This window comes from Erwinia persicina (assembly GCF_014838825.1).
In the GTDB taxonomy this organism is placed as follows: Bacteria; Pseudomonadota; Gammaproteobacteria; order Enterobacterales; family Enterobacteriaceae; genus Erwinia; species Erwinia persicina_A.
Genome location: NZ_JACYMO010000004.1, coordinates 41,151 through 59,540 on the forward strand (window position 1 = coordinate 41,151; position 18,390 = coordinate 59,540).

Genomic DNA, 18,390 nt, shown 5'->3' on the forward strand with positions numbered 1-18,390 from the left:
TGACCCTATTTGGGTCACCCTTTTTTGTCCGGCCCGTTTTTTCCGACTGGCCCGGTGGGCAGACCGTTTTTTAAGGTCCGCCCTTTTTTAGTCATTACTGCATCAACAGGTAAATACTGGCGTCACCACGCTGAATATTCAGCGCCAGCACCGATGGTTTGGTGTCGAGGATTTTACGCAACTCACCCAGATTCGCGATCGGCTGCTGATTCACACCCAGAATCACATCATCTTTTTTCAGGCCAATCCGCGCAGCGGCAGAGCCAGGCTTCACATTGTCGACTTTCACGCCCTTATTGCCTTTTACATCGTAGTTGCTGAGGTCTGCACCTTCGATACCGTTATAGATGGTACCGGAGTCGACTTTATCCGCACTACTCTGCTGCAGTGCCACATTGACGCTCATTGGCTTACCGTCACGGATCAGGCCCAGTTCCATTTTAGTGCCGACCGGCAACGAACCAACCTCTGCGCGAAGGGCTGCAAAGCTGGAGATCGGTTTATTATTGATAGAGACAATGACATCACCGGCTTTAATCCCGGCCTGAGCCGCTGAGGACTTCGGCAACACCTGGCTGACGAAAGCACCGCGCTGGGCATCGACTTTCATCGCTTTCGCCAGTTCTGAGTTCAGCTCGGTCCCCATAATCCCCAGCTCACCGCGTTTCACCTGGCCATACTCGACCATCTGAGACGTCAGGTTTTTCACCATATTACTCGGGATGGCAAAGCCAATGCCGATATTGCCACCGTCCGGTGCCAGAATGGCGGTGTTAATTCCGATAAGTTCACCCTTAAGGTTGACCAGTGCGCCCCCGGAGTTACCCCGGTTGATAGCGGCATCGGTCTGGATAAAGTTTTCGTAATTTTCCACATTCAGACCGCTGCGGCCGAGTGCAGACACAATACCTGATGTCACGGTTTCACCCAGGCCATACGGGTTGCCGATCGCTACCGTGTAGTCACCGACGCGCAGATTATCGGAGTCGGCAATCTTAATCGCCGTCAGATTTTTCGCATCCTTCAACTGGATGAGCGCAATATCTGAACGCGGATCTTTACCAATCACTTTCGCATCATAATGACGACCATCGCTTAACTGCACCTGAATTTTGGTGGCGTTATCCACTACGTGGTTGTTGGTGACCACATAGCCTTTTGCGGCATCGATAACCACGCCTGACCCCAGTGCGCGGAAGGTTTGCTGCTGGTCAGCACCGCCATTGCCGTTGCCTTCAGGACCGCCGCCCTGGCACATTGGGGAACCCAGGAAGGGAGACCCCTCCTGACAGAATGGCGAGTTGCCGCCAAAGAACTGCTGGAACTGCTGGGACATACGCGGTGTGCGTACCGTGGTGCTGCCTTCAACATTGATACTGACGACTGATGGCATCACCGTTTCCAGCATCGGTGCCAGGCTCGGCAGCGGCTGAGTTGCAGACGAAGAGGCCGTTTCCGCAGCGCTGGCAGCTAACGGGTTTAATGCCAGACCCAGGCTCAAAGCCAGAGCGCTCAATACTAACGTGGTTTTTTTCATTAGTCGGATTCTCAAGATAATTCAGTGAAGTAACCATTGCTGTGGTTGTCGTTGTGATATTGAGATTAATTTTTTAACGCTAAGTTCATGTTTAAATATGGGGCAATAGTAAAAAAATATTGTCCTTCTTTACAATTCTTAGCGCTTATCACCGTTATTCCACCGCCATCAGGCGTCGGTACTCATCCCAGGCATACTGATCGGTCATGCCGCTGATGTAATCCTGTAACAGCCGTACGCGATAATAGTATTCCCAGATAGCACTCTCCTGTGGGTTTTTATCCATTGACGCTACCGCCTCCGTGTAGGCAAGGCGAAAACGTGTCGACAGTTTATGGAAAAGGCGGGTTTCAATCGGGTAGCCTTTTAAATAATCCTGTGCGGTCAGTTCGCTAAACTCATCCTGAGAGAGCAGCAGTAACGGTCGGTAGATATCCAGCAGCCCGCTGATCACGCGATAACCCTGCAGCTCCAGCTGTTCGACTTCAGGGTGATTAAACACATGACGAAACGCGACTTTTTTAAAGACTTCCAGCAACTGACTGTGGGGGCTGCCGTCCTCCAGCAGCGCTTCATTAAATTCTCCGTGATACACGTCAGGAAGATGATCAATAAAGCGGCTTGCCGCGTGGGGAACCAGCTCTGCCACCGTATTCACGCGTAAATACATAAAGAACTGATCTTCGCTGCACAGCGTGGTCCGTGGATTCCGCGATTTTTCCAGCGCGCGGGTGACGACGGTAGCAAAAAGATCGTCTGCCTGGTGGTCTGGCCAGAGCTGAAATAAGTGCTGATATAACTGTTCAACGGTGAAGATGTTTTTTTCGACAGCATCTTCCAGGTCGGCCACGCAATAAGAAATATCGTCGGCGGCTTCCATAATATAAGTCAGAGGGAAGCGGCAGTGTGGCTCAAGCTCTAATTGCTCACGCAGTCGGGTAATATATTCCTCTTCCGCCAGATAATATCCCGGCTTTTTCATTAAATAGCTGTGGCTCGCGGGCACCGGCCCGTGATGCCAGGCCGGGCGGGTATATTTTAAAATGCAGCCCACCTGCGCCCAGGTGAGATTCATCTTCATCAGAGTATGGACCATGCGGATCGCCTGGGCATTCCCTTCAAAATGCGAGAGATCCTGACGCACTTTCTCACGGAGCTCATTAAGCCCGTCGTCACGCTGATGCAGTACCGGCGGCACACAACGATCCTCGCGCCCGCCATCCGGCACCCAGTCTGCATCCAGCTGCTGACGGAACCAGTCATTGATCGCCGACTCGCCAAAGTGGCCAAACGGTGGATTACCAATGTCGTGCATCAGGCAGGCCATTTCAACAATGCTCTCAAACGGGGCGGTCAGTTCCTTCAGCCCCAGCCGCTCAAGCTGCCCCATCTCCTGCAGGCGTGTCAGCACTTCCTTGGCAATATAGCGCCCCACCTGCTGTACCTCCAGCGAATGGGTCAGCCGGGTACGCACCGCAGCGTTCCGCTCCAGCGGGAAGACCTGGGTTTTTTGCTGCAAGCGGCGGATAGCCGCCGAATTAATGATACGCCCGCGATCGCTTTCAAAAATACGCAGGATTTCATGTTCATTCTTCGGCCCCTGATAAGGGCGAAACAGACGCTGCCAGTTAATCTTTTTGCGGAAGTCGATCCCGGTCATACCTTATTCCCTCTGGTTTACGACGCCGTGATTATCGCAGTACCGATTAGCGGATTATTTCTCTAGAGCTGCCATGATAGACTATGCGCTGAAATGAATGGCAAATTCCACTAATTCAGAGAGTATCCCTATGAAAGCAGGCATTATTGGCGCAATGGAACAGGAAGTGACGCTCCTGCGTGACAAAATTGAAAACCGTCAGACCCTGACGCTGGCAGGCTGTGAAATTTACACGGGTACGCTGAACGGGGTCGAGATTGCCCTGCTGAAATCGGGTATTGGTAAAGTCTCAGCGGCACTGGGCACCACCCTGCTGCTGGAGCTGTGCAAACCCGATGTCGTGATCAATACCGGTTCTGCCGGGGGGCTTGCTCCCACGCTGAAAGTGGGTGATATCGTGGTCTCCGATGAAGTGCGCTATCACGATGCCGATGTAACCGCCTTCGGCTATGAGCCCGGCCAGATGGCAGGCTGCCCGGCCGCCTTTAAGGCAGATGAAACGCTGATTGCCGCGGCTGAGCAGTGCATCGGTGAACTCAACCTGAACGCCGTGCGCGGCCTGGTCGTCAGCGGCGATGCTTTTATCAACGGTGCTGCACCGCTGGCGCGCATTCGTACCACCTTCCCGCAGGCAATTGCAGTTGAGATGGAAGCGACGGCAATCGGCCACGTTTGCCACCAGTTCGGCACCCCGTTTGTGGTGGTCCGCGCGATCTCCGATGTGGCAGATCAGGCGTCGCACCTGAGCTTCGACGAGTTCCTGGTGGTGGCTGCACAGCAGTCTTCCCTGATGGTCGAAACCTTACTGACTCACCTGGCCCGTGGCTAAACGCCTTGGGTGGCTGGTTCTGCTGTGGCTGACCTGTGCCGCCGCTGTTCAGGCCGCCCCCCGTGTAGTCACCCTGGCCCCCAACCTCACTGAACTGGCCTTTGCTGCCGGCATCACCCCCGTTGGGGTCAGCGCTTACTCCGATTTCCCGCCGGCGGCGCAGCAAATCGAACAGGTGGCTAACTGGCAGGGGATCAACGTTGAAAAGCTGCTCAGACTGAAGCCTGATGTGGTGATCGCGTGGCGGGGCGGGACACCGCAGCGCCAGGCCGATCAGCTTCAGGCGTTGGGCATCCGCGTGATCTGGCTGGCTCCGGACTCCATCGCGCAGCTCACGGACAGCCTGCGCCAGCTGGCTGCGTACAGCCCACACCCTCTGCGGGCCAGGCAGGCGGCGGCAGCGCTGCAGGCGCAGTTTGACCGCCTGCGCCAGCGTTACCAGTCACAGCCGGTGAAGCGGGTCTTTTTACAGTTTGGCCTTAAGCCCCTGTTTACCGCATCGGGCCATACCCTGCAGGATGAAGTCTTACGCCTGTGCAAAGGGGAAAATATCTTTGCCTCTGCGTCGGTGCCCTGGCCACAGGTCAGCCGTGAACAGGTTTTATTACGCCAGCCCGCCGCCGTGGTGGCGCCCGGCGACAGCGCGGATGCCCGGCAGATTGCACTGTTCTGGCAACCTCAGCTCACCGTGCCGATCGTGGTCATTAATGATGACTGGATAAGTCGCGCGGGACCACGTATGATCCTTGCTGCGCAAAAATTGTGCAGCGAATTAGCCACCGCCCCTCTTCCGTCACACTCATAATCACCGCAAAAGGTGAGTAAAGATCCGGCGGTAGCTGCCGTTAACTAAGTGTAACGGCGATTTTTCGTTCGTTTTTTATCAGGGTATTTTGCCCTGTTTTATATACCAGGAAATAGCACCATGAAAACCCTTTATCTGGCCCTCGGGCTGATGATGACGGGTCACGTCTTTGCTGCCTCAACCACCGGCAGTATTGGCGTGAAATTAACTATCTACTCACAGTGCAGCGTAGACGGGAGCACACTTTCTGCTTCACGCCTGCCCGGCGTTGCGTGTGGATCGCAGCCTGATGCACAGCCAAAAATCACGCAGGACGTTATCATGCGCGATGGGGTAAAGCGTCAGGAGGCAAGGTTAGTGACCGTCGAATGGTAATTTACCCATTCGGCCTCAGGCTACCCGTGCGTAAGCCGCACGCGGAGACCTGGCGTAGTTTGGGTAAAAAAAATGCTTCCCGGCAGCGGGAAGCATTTTTGTTTTGCAGGGCATTTAAATGCTAAATGAGGAGCCACAGCCACAGGTGGTTTTGGCATTCGGGTTGGTCACGATAAAGCGCGATCCCTCCAGGCCTTCAGTATAATCAACTGCACCACCGACCAGATATTGCAGGCTCATCGGATCCACGACCAGCGCAACACCTGATTTCTCAATGGTCATATCCCCATCGTTAATCTTGTCGTCGAAGGTAAAACCGTACTGAAACCCGCTACAACCACCACCGGTGATATAAACGCGCAGTTTCAGATCCGGGTTGTCCTCATCGGAAATCAGGTTTTTGACTTTACTCGCCGCAGCTTCAGTAAATTGCAGGGGCAGGACTACATCGTCGCTCATAGGTCACTCCAGTATACATACAGGCCGGTGCCTGACAGGTCACAATTCGACCATAATTAGTGTCATTATCTAACACACTGGTATAGCAATCAAGTTCAGGCTGTACCACCCTGTGCGGTAGCGGCTTCATTTTCACGCTGCTGCTGCTTCGCTAAGGTGCGGGCAAGCAGAGAAGAATACAAGGGTTGCCCGCCGAGAAACTGGGCCAGCAGCGTCGCCCCCAGGCAGGTAATGATCATCGGCAGGATCAGCTGATAGTTGTCCGTCATCTCCAGCACCAGAACGATACCGGTGAGCGGGGCCCGCACGGAGGCGGCAAACAGCGCGCCCATACCGGCGATGGCAAACGTCGCAGCCTGCAGATGATAGTCCGGCAGCCAGGCGGCCGCACAGAGGCCAAATGCCGTGCCCAGCAGCGTGCCCAGCGCCAGCATCGGGGCAAATATACCGCCAGGCGCGCCAGAACAGAAGCAGAGTAGCGTGGTCGCCAGCCGGACAATAAACAGAAACAGCAGCATGCCAATGGAGAAATTGCCCGCTGCCGCCAGCGGGATCAGGCTGGAACCGCCCCCAGCAGCCGCTGGTAACAGCAGGCCCAGCACTCCGCATCCGCCCCCCAGTAAGGCCCCCACCAGCAGTACCTTGCTTAAACGACCGCCGTGCAGACGCTGAAACAGATCCTGGATACGGAAAATAAACTGATTAAACGCCACACCCACGACGCCAAATATCATCCCGAGCAGCAGATAGAGCCACAGCGTATTCACCGGCGCATCGGCGAGTCGACCAATTTCAATAACTGCATTTTCCCCGTTAAAAATACGGAACACGATGCTCGACATAATCACGCCAACGAACACCGCCTTAATGGAAATCAGGCTGTAGCGGAACTGCAAACGCATCTCTTCTATAATAAACAGGATCCCGGCCAGCGGCGCGTTAAAGGCCGCCGACAGACCCGCCGCCGCACCGGTCGCCAGCAGGGAATGGCGGGCCTCGGTACTTTTCATGCGGAAGATATCGAGCAACATCCGCCCGATATTCCCCCCCAGCTGTACCGTTGGTCCCTCCCGCCCGAGCACCATCCCGGCCCCCAGCGTGCCCATGCCGCCGATAAATTTCACCGGGATCACCCGCCACCAGCGCACCGGACGCAGCTCCTCCAGCGCACCTTCAATTTCAGGGATACCCGACCCCGCCGCTTCGGGCGCAAAACGCCGTACCAGGTAATAGCCGCCTGCGGCCAGCAGGGCTGAGGCGAAAAAGGCCAGCACGATCATGACCAGCGGCTGACCTTCGAAGGCGAGCACTCCGCTGGTACGCAGGAAAATGATTCGATTTACTGCCTTTTCAAACGCCACCCCGACCAGACCGGTCAACGTGCCAACCATGCCCGCCATGACCAGAATGGTCAGTGGGGTTTTATCACGCCGCAGCAGCAGACGCAGAAAATCACCGCGACGCACAGGCACCACGTTGAGCTCATCGGTAGAAGTCGATTGCTGATTCATCGTTCGTTCATTTCAGGGTAAAGATGGGTCAATATATTACCTGTTCCAGTCATGAACACCCGCGCTTTAATTCTCTCTAATCGTGTCATAAACAGCATCAGCCTTTGGCTGCTCCGCCAAGTTCCCTTAGAATAGACGGGTTTTTCCATGAATGATCAGGAGCGGTTCCATGAGTAAGTCTGAAAATCTGTACGCTCAGGCGCAGCAGTTAATTCCCGGTGGCGTGAATTCACCGGTACGTGCCTTTAACGGCGTTGGCGGCGTGCCGCTGTTTATCGAACGTGCTGACGGAGCCCTGCTGTACGATGTGGACGGCAAAGCCTACATCGATTATGTCGGCTCCTGGGGCCCGATGGTGCTGGGCCATAATCATCCCGCCATCCGTCACGCGGTCATTGAAGCGGCCGAACGCGGCCTGAGCTTCGGTGCGCCGACCGAGATGGAAGTTAAAATGGCTGCGCTGGTGACCGAACTGGTCCCGACGATGGATACGGTCCGCATGGTCAACTCCGGTACCGAAGCCACCATGAGCGCCATCCGCCTTGCTCGCGGCTTCACCCATCGTGACAAAATTATTAAGTTTGAAGGCTGCTACCACGGCCACGCTGACTGCCTGCTGGTCAAGGCGGGGTCAGGCGCACTGACGCTGGGCCAGCCAAACTCACCGGGCGTACCGGCTGATTTTGCGAAGCACACCCTCACCTGCACCTATAACGATCTCACGACGGTACGCGCCGCCTTTGAGCAGTATCCGCAAGAGATCGCCTGTATCATCGTGGAGCCGGTTGCGGGCAACATGAACTGCATCCCGCCGCTGCCATCGTTCCTGCCAGGCCTGCGTGCGCTGTGCGACGAGTTTGGTGCCCTGTTGATTATCGATGAAGTCATGACCGGCTTCCGCGTGGCGCTCGCTGGCGCTCAGGCTCACTATGGCGTTAAGCCCGATCTGACCTGCCTCGGTAAAATCATCGGCGGCGGGATGCCGGTCGGTGCCTTTGGTGGCCGCCGCGAAGTGATGGACGCGCTCTCTCCTACCGGGCCGGTCTATCAGGCCGGTACGCTGTCCGGCAATCCGATTGCGATGGCGGCCGGTTTTGCCTGTCTGACCGAAGTGGCCCGCCCGGGCACGCACGAGGCGCTGACGCGTCTGACCACGCAGCTGGCCGACGGCCTGCTGGCAGCGGCAAAAGCGGAAAAAATTCCCTTCGTGGTTAACCATGTTGGCGGCATGTTCGGGCTGTTCTTTACCGATGCGGAAAGCGTCACCTGCTATGCGGATGTGACGAAGTGCGACGTGGAGCGCTTCAAGCGTTTCTTCCATCTGATGCTGGCAGAAGGCGTCTATCTGGCACCCTCGGCCTTTGAAGCGGGCTTTATGTCACTGGCACACAGCCCGGAAGATATTCAGCGCACGATTGATGCCGCACGCCGCAGCTTTGCAAAGCTGTAAAGCGGAATAACGGCCGGGCAAAAATGTTGCCCGGCCCGGCCTTGCCGCCATGCGCCAGCAGGGCCGACCCTTTCCGGTCGGCCCTTTTTTACACCTTGCGTAGCAGATAGATAAAGTACGGCGCACCGATAAAGGTCGCCAGCAGCCCTGCCGGGATCTGATCCGGGAAAGCCAGCATCCTTCCACACCAGTCTGCCGCCACCATCACACCGCCCCCCAGCAGCGCAGCCATCACCTGCTGCGGGAACGCCCGGCGGAAGCCAAGCATTCGCGCAATATGCGGTGCCATCAACCCGACAAAGCTCAGTGGGCCGATAGTCAGCGTTGCGGCCGCAGTCAGCACGGCGGCCAGCAGCAGCAGCGTCAGTCGCGAGGGCGTCAGCGCGATCCCCACCGCCCGGGCGGTCGCCCCTCCCAGCGGCAGTATGGTCAGCCAGCGGCGACACAGCGGTACCAGCGCCAGCAGAACCCCCATGATGATCAGCGTGCGCTTCGCCTGCAGGACATCAATGTTATAGGTCGACCCGGAAATCCACGTCAGCAGGTTCGCCATACGCGGATCGCCGCTGGCCAGCAGCAGCATCATTAGCGTAGTAAAGGCGGTACTCAGAGCCATCCCTGCCAGCAGCATCCGCTCTGGTGAGAAACCGCCGCGCCCGGCGGCCACCGAGATCACCAGCAGCGTCAGTGCGGCACCCAGACTGCCCGCCGGCAGCAGCCAGCCAAAGGCATCGCCCGGCACGATAAACAGCATCACCACCACGCCAAACGCCGCGCCGGAGCTGATCCCCAGCACTTCGGGGCTGGCCATCGGATTACCGGTCAGCCGCTGTACAACACAGCCTGCGACGCCCAGCATCATTCCGGTCGCCATCGCCGCCACCATCCGCGGCCAGCGCCACGGTAACAGCTGTTGCCACAGTTCACCGCTGGCCCACACCCAGCCGTGTGCATCGCGGCCAAAGCTTAACGCCACCGCCATCAGCAGCAGCAGGACGCCGCCACCGATCGCCGCCCACCACAGCAGGTTTTGCCGCTCGGAAGGCACCCGATCCCCCTGGTCCATCGCCGGTGGAACAGAGCCGGTGCGCAGGCGTGGCAGCAGCCACAGCAGCAGCGGCGCACCGATGACGGCGGTCACCGTCCCGGTGGAGATCTCGCCCATATGGGGGGTCAGCCACAGCACTATCTGATCGGCCAGCCACAGCAGCAACGCCCCGATGACCGGAGCCAGTATCAGACGGCTGATCAACCGACGGAAGCCCAGCATCTTCGCCAGCAGCGGCGAAAACAGGCCGATAAAGCCGATAATGCCGACTGCATTGACCAGCGAAGCACTGATTAAAATCGCCAGGCCCAGCACGCCGATGCGCGCCAGCGAAAGAGCCAGCCCCAGATTTTTTGCCACGCCATCGTCCAGCCCCATCAGGGTCATCGGGCGCAGCAGGAGCAGGGTCAGCAACAGTCCGCCGAGCAGACGCGGCCAGAGGAACGCCACGTTACTCCAGTCCATCTGATTCAGCGAGCCGCTGCTCCACAGAAACATATTCTGTAGCTGATCGTGATTGAAGATGGCAAAGATCTGGTTCGCCGCGCCGCAGTACAGCGACACTACCAGCCCCGCCAGAATCAGCGTGACCGGCGACATGCGTTTACCCCAGGCAACGCCAAAGACCACGATCCCCACCAGCACCGCTCCCGTCATGGCTGCCAGTTGCTGCGTAACCATTCCACCCGTGACGCCCCACAGCGTAACCACGGTCAGCCCCAGCTGGGCCCCGCTGGCCACGCCCAGGGTCGCCGGTTCAGCCAGCGGATTGCGCAGCACCTGTTGAAACAGCAGGCCGACCAGCCCCAGTCCCGCCCCTGCCAGCAGTGACAGCGTCAGGCGCGGCATCAGGCTGTAGTGAAACACCATCTGTTCAATACGGTTGTTATCCGGGGTCAGGAGCGCCGTCAGCCAGAGCTGATGCGGCAGGCGCTGCTGCAGATTGACCAGCGTCAGGGCCAGTGCCGCGGCAAACAGCGCGGCGGGCAGCAGGAGCGGCAAACGAGAATGACGCATCATTTCACCTCCAGTGCATGGTCAAGGCTGGCGATCAGCTGCATGGCTGACAGTGTGGCACCGTAGAACCACACGCGGGGCATCGCTTTAAAGCGGCCGCTACGGACAAACGGCAGGGATTGCCAGAGCGCCGTCGACGTCACCTGGTCAACAATCGCCTGATTATCGTGCTCAAAGCCGATGGCATCGACATCACCCAAATCCGCCAGCCTTTCAATACCCACGATCACACTCCCCCAGAAGCTACTTTCTGCTTTCCAGGCATTTTCAAGCCCCAGATTATCCAGCACTTCCTGGAACAGCCCGTTGGCGGTGAAAACAATCACATGGCGCGGGTCAACAATGGACAGCAGCAGCAGCGGGCGCGGCGGACGATGGGCCAGTTTATTTTTCAGACCGGCCATCTGACCATCCAGATCGGCCAGGTGCGCCACCGCCTGGGGAACCCGGCCGATGTGCTTCGCCAGTACCATCAGCGAATGACGCGCGCTGGTCAGCGGCTTGCCCGTTCCCCCCTCGTTAAAGGTGAAGCCCAGACCCGGTGCTATACGCATAAAGCGTGACGGATCCGGACCATACCCCTGGGAATAGAGGATCAACGTCGGTTTCATCTGGGTAATCAGTTCAAGATTGGGTTCGGTACGCAGCCCGACATCCACCACCGATGCGGGCAGAACAGGCTCGCCCACCCACTGCCGATAACCAGTCAGTTCGGCGGCCCCTGCAGGGATCACGCCAAGGGCCATCAGCAGCTCAAGCGGCAGCCACTCCAGCGCAATAATGCGCTGTTCGCCCAAGGCCTGAGCCCTGAGAGGAAACTGGGCCAGCAGCGGGGAAAAGGCCAGTGCCGTCAGCAGACGGCGACGCACAATATCCGGCATCACAACATCCCATATTTAATAAACAAAACTCACCGGCGCGCCACCCTGCGGGTGCGGCAAAATCCCCATCGGAATACCATAAATCTGTTCCAGCACGCTCCCGGTCATGATCGCCTCAGGCCCTCCCTGGGCAATCATTTCGCCGCCGCGCAGCGCGACCAGATGGTCGCAGTAGCGCGCCGCCATATTGATATCGTGCAGCACCGCAATCACCGTCAGGCCGCGTTCACGGCTCAGACGCTGGATCAGCGCCAGCACGTCTACCTGATGGGCGATATCCAGCGCGGAGGTGGGTTCATCAAGCAGCAGGCAGCGGCTGTTTTGTGCCACCAGCATGGCGATCCACGCACGCTGACGTTCTCCCCCGGACAGGCTATCCACCAGACGTTGTGCAAAAGGTTTCAGCCCGACCAGGGCGATAGCCTCTTCGACCCGCTCCCGATCGTCCACGCCGAAACGGCCCAGCGCCCCGTGCCAGGGATAGCGCCCCACCGCCACCAGCTCACGTACCGTCATGCCTTCCGCCGCAGGCAGCTGTTGGGGCAGATAGGCGACTTCCCGCGCAAACGCCTTGCTCTGCCAGCTGGCCACGGGCCGATCGTTGAGTAAGACCTGCCCTGCCGATGCCGCATGATGGCGACCCAGCATTTTCAGCAGGGTCGATTTTCCGGAACCATTATGGCCGATCAGGCCACAGACTTTCCCGGCGGGGAAAGCCAGCGACAGCGGCTGTAACAGGGTACGGCCTGGCACGCTAAAGCTGACACGGTCCAGGGTGAAGGTCGTTTCGGTGGAGTGCTGTTGCATGGTGATCTTCTGATTGGCGGGCGCGGCGGACCGCGCCCGGTTAGACATTTAGAAACGGAAGGTCGCCGTAGCGACAATCTGGCGCTCCGCGCCCCAATAGCAGGCATGCTCACGGTAGCAGCTGGCAACATAATTACGGTCAAACAGGTTATTCACATTGATGCCGATGGAAGAACCTGGCAGGCCGAACCGCCCCAGATCATATTTCACTGCAGCATCAACCAGCGTATAGCCTGCGACGTCAAAGTTTTGGTCCTGCTTGTCGCCGTTGCTGTCCTGATGGCGATACAACCCCTTGCTTTCACCCACATAGCGCAGCCCGCTCCCCAGCGTCAGGCCGGAGAGTGCCGTCTCATTGAAGGTGTAATCACCCCACAGGGACGCCATATGCTTAGGCACCTGCACCGGCGTTTTGCCGCGCAGATAGTTGTCTTCGGTGTATTCCGCATCGGTATAGCTGTAGGACGCCGTGATGTTGATGTTGGCATTCACCGCAGCTTTAGCTTCAAACTCGAATCCACGTGAGCGAATTTCCCCGCCCTGCACGCTGAACAGCGGTGCCGCCGGGTCACCCATCAGGTTATTGTTTTTGGTCAACTGGTAAATCGCCCCGGTCAGCACGATCGGGCGATCTTTCGGCACATATTTCACGCCGGCTTCATACTGTTTGGCGCGCGAGGGCGTAAAGGTCTCTCCACCCAGAGTGGTGCCGCTGTTAGGTATAAACGACTCACTGTAGCTGAAATAAGGGGCGATACCGTTATCGAAGACATAGTTCACCCCACCGCGCCAGGTAAAGGCCTGATCGTGGGTTTTATTCTCACTGACGTTGCGATCGAATGCTGACATGGTCAGATAGTCATAGCGCCCGCCCAGGGTTAACACCCAGCGGTCCCACTCCATCTGATCCTGCGCGTAAAGACCGGTCTGTTCCTGTTTGTTCAGGTACTGATACGGGTTATACAACACGGTTGGCTGATCGTTGCCGTACACCGGATTCAAGGCATCCAGCGGCGCGGCTGCGCCAAAAATAGCATCGATATCGTTGCGTGAACGCTGATAATCCACACCCATCAGCAGCGTGTGATCCACCTGCCCCGTAGCAAACGTAGCCTGCGCCTGAGTATCGACGGCGAACTGATTCAGCTTTTCCTGAGAATGCGCATAGCCACGATCGATGGTGTTATTGGCGGTATTCAGGCCGTTGCCATAAATGCTCAGGTAGTTGGTGCGCATCTGGGCGTAACGCAGGTTCTGACGCACGGTCCAGGTATCATTAAAGGCATGGTCAAAACTGTAGCCGACCATTTTGGTGTTTCGCGAAATCTTGTTGCTGTCTTCGCCTTCATCAAAGTCCGTTGGCAGCTTGTGCTGATTGCCGTTGGCGTCGGTAATCGGTACGACCGTGCCTTCACGCGGCAACCATCCGTAATAGCCGGTTTCCGGTTCATTCTGGAAGTAGCTGAGGAAGGTAAAGTTCGTGTTCTCATCGGGCTGCCAGCTGAAAGAAGGGGCAACGGTATAACGCTTCTCTTTATTCATCTGCTGCTGCGCATCGGCACTGCGGGCCAGGCCTGTCAGGCGATAAGAGAATTCGTCGTTATCATCCAGGGCACCGCCAAAGTCAAATCCCGTGGAAAACAGGTTGTCGGTGCCCATCTGGAACTGAACTTCACGTAAAGATTCTGTGGTCGGGCGCTTACTCACCATGGACACGATGCCGCCGGGATTACTTTTCCCATACAGCACGGATGTCGGGCCGCGCATCAGTTCAACGCGCTCCAGGAAATAGGGGTCAACGGCAAACTCTGAGTAATTGTCACCCTGTAGTTTCAGCCCATTGAGATACTGATTGGTATTTGTCTCACTAAAACCGCGGATGGATAAGGCATCAATCACGTTCGACGCACCGCGGTTACCCACCATCACCCCGGTGGTATAACCCAGCGCTTCCTTTACCGATAAAGGCTGATGCGTCTGCATTTCCTGACTGGTAATGACTGACACTGACTGCGGATTTTTCTCGATCGGCGTGTCGGTCTTGGTGCCAGTGGCGCTGTGTTTTGCCGCAATCGTCGGGGACGGGCCCCAGGCACTTTCCTGCGGTTCGCTGCCGGCGGTGGCCGTCACATTGAGGGTCTGTTCGGCGGCAGCAAAGGCGGTACCGCTGGTAAGAGACAGGGCGACAAACACCGCCAGCTGTCGTTTTGCTGTTTTCGCGTGGTTAAAATCAGTGGATAAATCGCGCAGATTGGCCATTTAGCATTTCTCTGAAAAAAGATTGTTGAATGTGAAACGAAACGATAATTATTATTATAACGGCCGGATAATATGCGAAACAAAGCCTGCTCTGCAAGGAAAAATGCCCCGCACAACTGGCTACACAACCCGCACGGGCATTGGCCTGGTCGCTAAAATACGCGTAATTTTTGACTGCCGGGAAACGTCATTTCCCGGCAAAAAAGAGGATGGATTTTGGTCTGGCAGAAAAAATTAGCGATTAAGCTCCTGTTTTACTTCTTTTAATGCCGTCATAAAGGCAGGCAGGGTTTGCAGGCGTGCAAACTCTACGGCTCCGACATAGCGTCCCGCATTGACATCACTCTGCCAGTGCGCACCACAGATGACCCGGCTCTGACCAAACTCCCAGGCTCGCTTTGCCAGTTCCTGTGCACGTTCCGGCTTCGCCTCTGCCAGCACCAGTCCCAGCAGTGTTCCGTAGCTGGTGTGGCCGGAGGGGTATGAGCCGTTTTTACGCAGCGCCGCCTCGTCACCGGGCTGGCAGGTATGGTGACCGAAAACGACAAAAGGTCGTGTGCGCATATAATATTCTTTCGCGCCGTCAGGCGCGTAGGTCCCCCCCATCAGCAGCAGGTTCTTTAGCATTGTCCAGGTGGCGGGAGTCTGCGCCTCACTCAGCGTGATGCCCAGCGCGGGGGAAAAGGTTTTGGCGATACTGGCCGCGTCCAGCCGCGCATCCTCCGTTGCCTGCTGCCATCGCGGCGTTCCTTTCATCGCATATCCCGCCTGGTAGGCCGCTTTATCAAGCGCAAAGGCGGGATCATTTTTGGCCGGCGGCGGCGGCAGATAATACTGGCTGTTTACCGCACCGGCGGCAGAATGAAACGGTGTGAACCCGTCGACAGTTTTGGCCTGAGCCGGGGTGTTAGCCAGCAGTACGCCACCGAACAGGAGGCTGGAGAACAGAATGGTGTGTTTCATTTTTAAGATCCTTTTAAAGTAATCAGCGCCCTTATCCTTGCTGAGAGCCGCCGGTAAAAAAGAGAGCCGGATCTTATTTTATGGTGCCATCTGGCATTTTATGGAAATTTAGCATGTAAAATCAAAAGCTTTAACGCGTGAACTTTAACTGTAATAGTTAATAAATCCCCATGATTCAGACGAAAAAAAAGCCGGTTTCCCGGCTTTTTCATTCAGCACTGCCCTTACTGGCCGAACATGTCCTTGATCCAACCGGCCACACCGTCAGCATCCTTCTGCTCATTTTGCTGGCCTGGCTGTCCCTGCTGAGTCTGCGGATTTTGCTGATTCTGCTGCTGCAACATCTGCTGCTGCTGCTGAACCTGCTGTTGCTGCTGCTGGCATAGCGCATTCGCATCGGTGGTCCAGACCGGCAGACTGCGCCAGCTGCTGCTGGCGCTGCCGCAAACAAAGTTACCAGCTGAGTCCACGTTCATTGGCGAGATATCTTCCGGCGGCGTGAGCATCAGCGGCATCGGAGCCTGATTCTCCAGATAGCGGCGATAGAGCTGCATCGCACCGCTGGCACCGTACAGCTTGGTAGGCTGGTTGTTATCACGACCAATCCAGGTGATCGCCACCTCTTTGCCATCAATACCGGCAAACCAGCTGTCCACCAGGTTGTTAGTGGTCCCGGTTTTACCCGCCAGGTGGGCTTTCGGGAACTTCGCGCCCAGAGCACGGGCGGTGCCGTGGTCGGCGACCTGCTGCATGGTATACAGCGTCAGATAAGCTGCCTGCGCCGGAACCGCACGCTCCGCCTGTGGGAAGCTCTGATACAGCACGCTGCCGTCTTCGGCAATCACGGAACGCAGTGCCGACAGTGGCGCACGGCTGCCGCCGCTGGCAATGGTCTGGAACGCCTGAGCCACTTCGACCGGGGTCAGGTTCAGCGCACCCAGCAACATTGCCGGTACCGGGTGAAGCTGATCTTTCGGCACGCCCAGCTTAGTCCAGGTATCGACTACCTGCGGCAGACCCAGCGTCATGCCCAGATTGACCGTCGGTACGTTCATCGAGTTAGTCAGTGCATCAACCAGCATCACCTGACCGCTGAAGCGGTGGTCATCGTTCTGCGGCTTCCACACCTGTCCGTTCGGCTGCTTCAGCGCGATCGGGTTATCCGCAATCCAGGTATTAAGACGGTAGGTATCCGGCTGACTGAGCGCCGTCAGATAGGTCGCCGGTTTGGCCAGCGAGCCAATGGAACGACGCGCCTGCAGCGCGCGGTTGTAACCGGCGAACTGCGGATCGGCACCGCCCACCATCGCGCGGACTTCGCCGCTGAAGCGGTCGACCACCACCATCGCGGTTTCAAGATCGTTCACGCCGCGCTGTTTACGCAGCGCCGGGATGCCCTCTTCTACTGACTTCTCCGCGGCATCCTGTGACACCGAATCCAGCGTGGTGAAGATTTTCACCCCGGAGAGATCCTTCACTTTGTCACCGAGCTTCGCCTGCAGCTCGTTACGCACCATCTGCATAAACGCCGGCTGTGGAGTAATCACGCCCCCTTTTGGCTGCACGCCCAGCGGACGGGCACTCAGCATATCGTAGAGCTCCTGGTCGATGACCTTTTGCTGCTGCAGCAGGCGCAGCACCAGGTTACGACGCTCCAGCGACAGCTTAGGATTACGCCACGGGTTGTACAGGGACGCGCCTTTCACCATCCCCACCAGCAGGGCCTGCTGATCGAGGCTCAGTTCGTCTACCGGACGACCAAAGTAGTAAAGGCTGGCCAGCGGGAAGCCGCGGATCTGATCGTTACCGGCCTGGCCGAGGTACACCTCATTCAGGTACAGCTCCAGAATGCGATCTTTGCTGTAACGCGCATCCATAATCAGCGCCATATAGGCTTCATTAGCCTTACGCCACAGAGAACGCTCGTTGGTCAGGAACAGGTTCTTCACCAGCTGCTGTGTCAGCGTACTGCCACCCTGCACAGCGCGTCCGGCGGTGATGTTGGCGAGGAAGGCACGGCCAATCGAATAGAGGCTGATACCGTCGTGCTGATAGAAATGACGATCTTCCGTCGCCACCAGGGTATCCACCAGCAGGTCAGGGAACCCGGCGCGTGGTACAAACAGCCGCTGTTCACCGTTAGGTGACTGCAGCATGGTGATCAGGCGGGGGTCGAGGCGGAAGAAGCCGAAGCTGCGTCCGTTATCGAGATTTTTAATGTCCGTCAGCTCATCGCCGCTGAAGGTCAGGCGGGCGCGGATCTGCCCCTCTTTGCTGTCGGGGAAATCAAACGGGCGGCGGATCATCTCAATGCTGTTGGCCTGCACGGTAAATTCGCCAGGACGCGTCATACGCGTCACTTCGCGATACTGTGTGCCTTCCAGCAGGGCAATCATCTCTTTTTTATTGTAAGACATGCCGGGCTCAAGGCTGACCATACGGCCGTAGACCGTCGCCGGAAGCTGCCAGACTTTGCCATCAATACGGCTGCGGATCTGCGAATCAAGATAGAAACCATAAATGGCCATCACTACCGCGAAGATCAGGAAAAGCTTAAATAAAAAGCCTAACCAGCCTCTTTTCTTGCGCGCAGCGCGTCCTTTTCCTTTACGTGGCATCGGGGTTACCTCTTCTTCATCCAGATCATCATCCTGATCGTCATAGTCATCGTACTCTTCTTCCTTACGGCGACCACGCCCCGCTTTATTACGCGCAGGCTGGGGCTGTTTTCCTTTTCGCCCGATAGGTTCGCGATCGTCAGACATGTCTTTTATTTCTCCAGGGGCAGG

The 18,390-nt window shown here is 57.2% G+C and carries 14 protein-coding genes; 4 read left to right on the top strand and 10 right to left on the bottom strand.

The features are described from left to right. Positions 1-94: 94 nt before the first annotated feature. Entirely contained in the window at positions 95-1,537 is a 1,443-nt protein-coding gene (degP, locus tag IFU29_RS11710) for a serine endoprotease DegP (RefSeq protein ID WP_191934088.1), read from the bottom strand. 154 nt (positions 1,538-1,691) lie between these two features. Beyond that, positions 1,692-3,197, bottom strand: coding sequence for a dGTPase (gene dgt / locus IFU29_RS11715; protein WP_191934089.1), 1,506 nt, complete (start codon positions 3,195-3,197; stop codon positions 1,692-1,694). A gap of 130 nt (positions 3,198-3,327) precedes the next feature. Here dgt and mtnN point away from each other — a divergent pair, with 130 nt between their 5' ends. The 3 genes from mtnN (at position 3,328) to IFU29_RS11730 (ending at position 5,206) form a co-directional block, all read left to right on the top strand. Continuing rightward, positions 3,328-4,026 (top strand): 5'-methylthioadenosine/S-adenosylhomocysteine nucleosidase, encoded by a 699-nt coding sequence (gene mtnN, locus IFU29_RS11720; RefSeq protein WP_191934090.1) that lies wholly within the window; start codon positions 3,328-3,330, stop codon positions 4,024-4,026. Then, on the top strand, positions 4,019-4,831 hold the full coding sequence (btuF, locus tag IFU29_RS11725) for a vitamin B12 ABC transporter substrate-binding protein BtuF (RefSeq protein WP_191934091.1): 813 nt from the start codon (positions 4,019-4,021) through the stop codon (positions 4,829-4,831). Before mtnN ends, btuF begins: the two co-directional genes overlap by 8 nt. 120 nt (positions 4,832-4,951) lie before the next feature. After that, positions 4,952-5,206, top strand: a complete 255-nt coding sequence (locus tag IFU29_RS11730) for a hypothetical protein (protein ID WP_191934092.1) — start codon at positions 4,952-4,954, stop codon at positions 5,204-5,206. 114 nt (positions 5,207-5,320) lie between these two features. Here the strand turns inward: IFU29_RS11730 and erpA are convergent, their stop codons facing one another. Further along, positions 5,321-5,665 carry an iron-sulfur cluster insertion protein ErpA gene (gene erpA, locus IFU29_RS11735; RefSeq protein ID WP_191934093.1) on the bottom strand — a complete coding sequence of 115 codons (345 nt, stop codon included), beginning with the start codon at positions 5,663-5,665 and terminating at the stop codon, positions 5,321-5,323. A 95-nt stretch (positions 5,666-5,760) separates the two neighbouring features. Next, complete coding sequence (gene clcA / locus IFU29_RS11740) at positions 5,761-7,176, bottom strand: H(+)/Cl(-) exchange transporter ClcA (RefSeq protein WP_191934094.1); 1,416 nt, start codon at positions 7,174-7,176, stop codon at positions 5,761-5,763. A gap of 169 nt (positions 7,177-7,345) precedes the next feature. Here clcA and hemL point away from each other — a divergent pair, with 169 nt between their 5' ends. After that, positions 7,346-8,626 carry a glutamate-1-semialdehyde 2,1-aminomutase gene (gene hemL / locus IFU29_RS11745; RefSeq protein WP_191934095.1) on the top strand — a complete coding sequence of 427 codons (1,281 nt, stop codon included), beginning with the start codon at positions 7,346-7,348 and terminating at the stop codon, positions 8,624-8,626. An 88-nt stretch (positions 8,627-8,714) separates the two neighbouring features. Here the strand turns inward: hemL and fhuB are convergent, their stop codons facing one another. From fhuB to mrcB, 6 genes are all read right to left on the bottom strand, one after another. Continuing rightward, the gene (fhuB, locus tag IFU29_RS11750; RefSeq protein WP_191934368.1) at positions 8,715-10,691 is read right to left on the bottom strand and encodes a Fe(3+)-hydroxamate ABC transporter permease FhuB; all 1,977 of its coding nucleotides are present in this window, start codon (positions 10,689-10,691) and stop codon (positions 8,715-8,717) included. Next, positions 10,691-11,572 (bottom strand): Fe(3+)-hydroxamate ABC transporter substrate-binding protein FhuD, encoded by an 882-nt coding sequence (gene fhuD / locus IFU29_RS11755; RefSeq protein WP_191934096.1) that lies wholly within the window; start codon positions 11,570-11,572, stop codon positions 10,691-10,693. Before fhuD ends, fhuB begins: the two co-directional genes overlap by 1 nt. Before the next feature lie 15 nt (positions 11,573-11,587). Next, positions 11,588-12,379: a Fe3+-hydroxamate ABC transporter ATP-binding protein FhuC gene (gene fhuC, locus IFU29_RS11760; protein ID WP_191934097.1), complete on the bottom strand. Its 792-nt coding sequence runs from the start codon at positions 12,377-12,379 to the stop codon at positions 11,588-11,590. A gap of 48 nt (positions 12,380-12,427) precedes the next feature. Further along, entirely contained in the window at positions 12,428-14,638 is a 2,211-nt protein-coding gene (fhuA, locus tag IFU29_RS11765) for a ferrichrome porin FhuA (protein ID WP_191934098.1), read from the bottom strand. 234 nt (positions 14,639-14,872) lie between these two features. After that, a complete protein-coding gene (locus tag IFU29_RS11770; RefSeq protein WP_191934099.1) occupies positions 14,873-15,601 on the bottom strand; it encodes an acid phosphatase in 729 nt (242 codons plus the stop codon). A gap of 224 nt (positions 15,602-15,825) precedes the next feature. After that, positions 15,826-18,366 (bottom strand): bifunctional glycosyl transferase/transpeptidase, encoded by a 2,541-nt coding sequence (mrcB, locus tag IFU29_RS11775; protein ID WP_191934100.1) that lies wholly within the window; start codon positions 18,364-18,366, stop codon positions 15,826-15,828. Positions 18,367-18,390 lie beyond the last annotated feature (24 nt).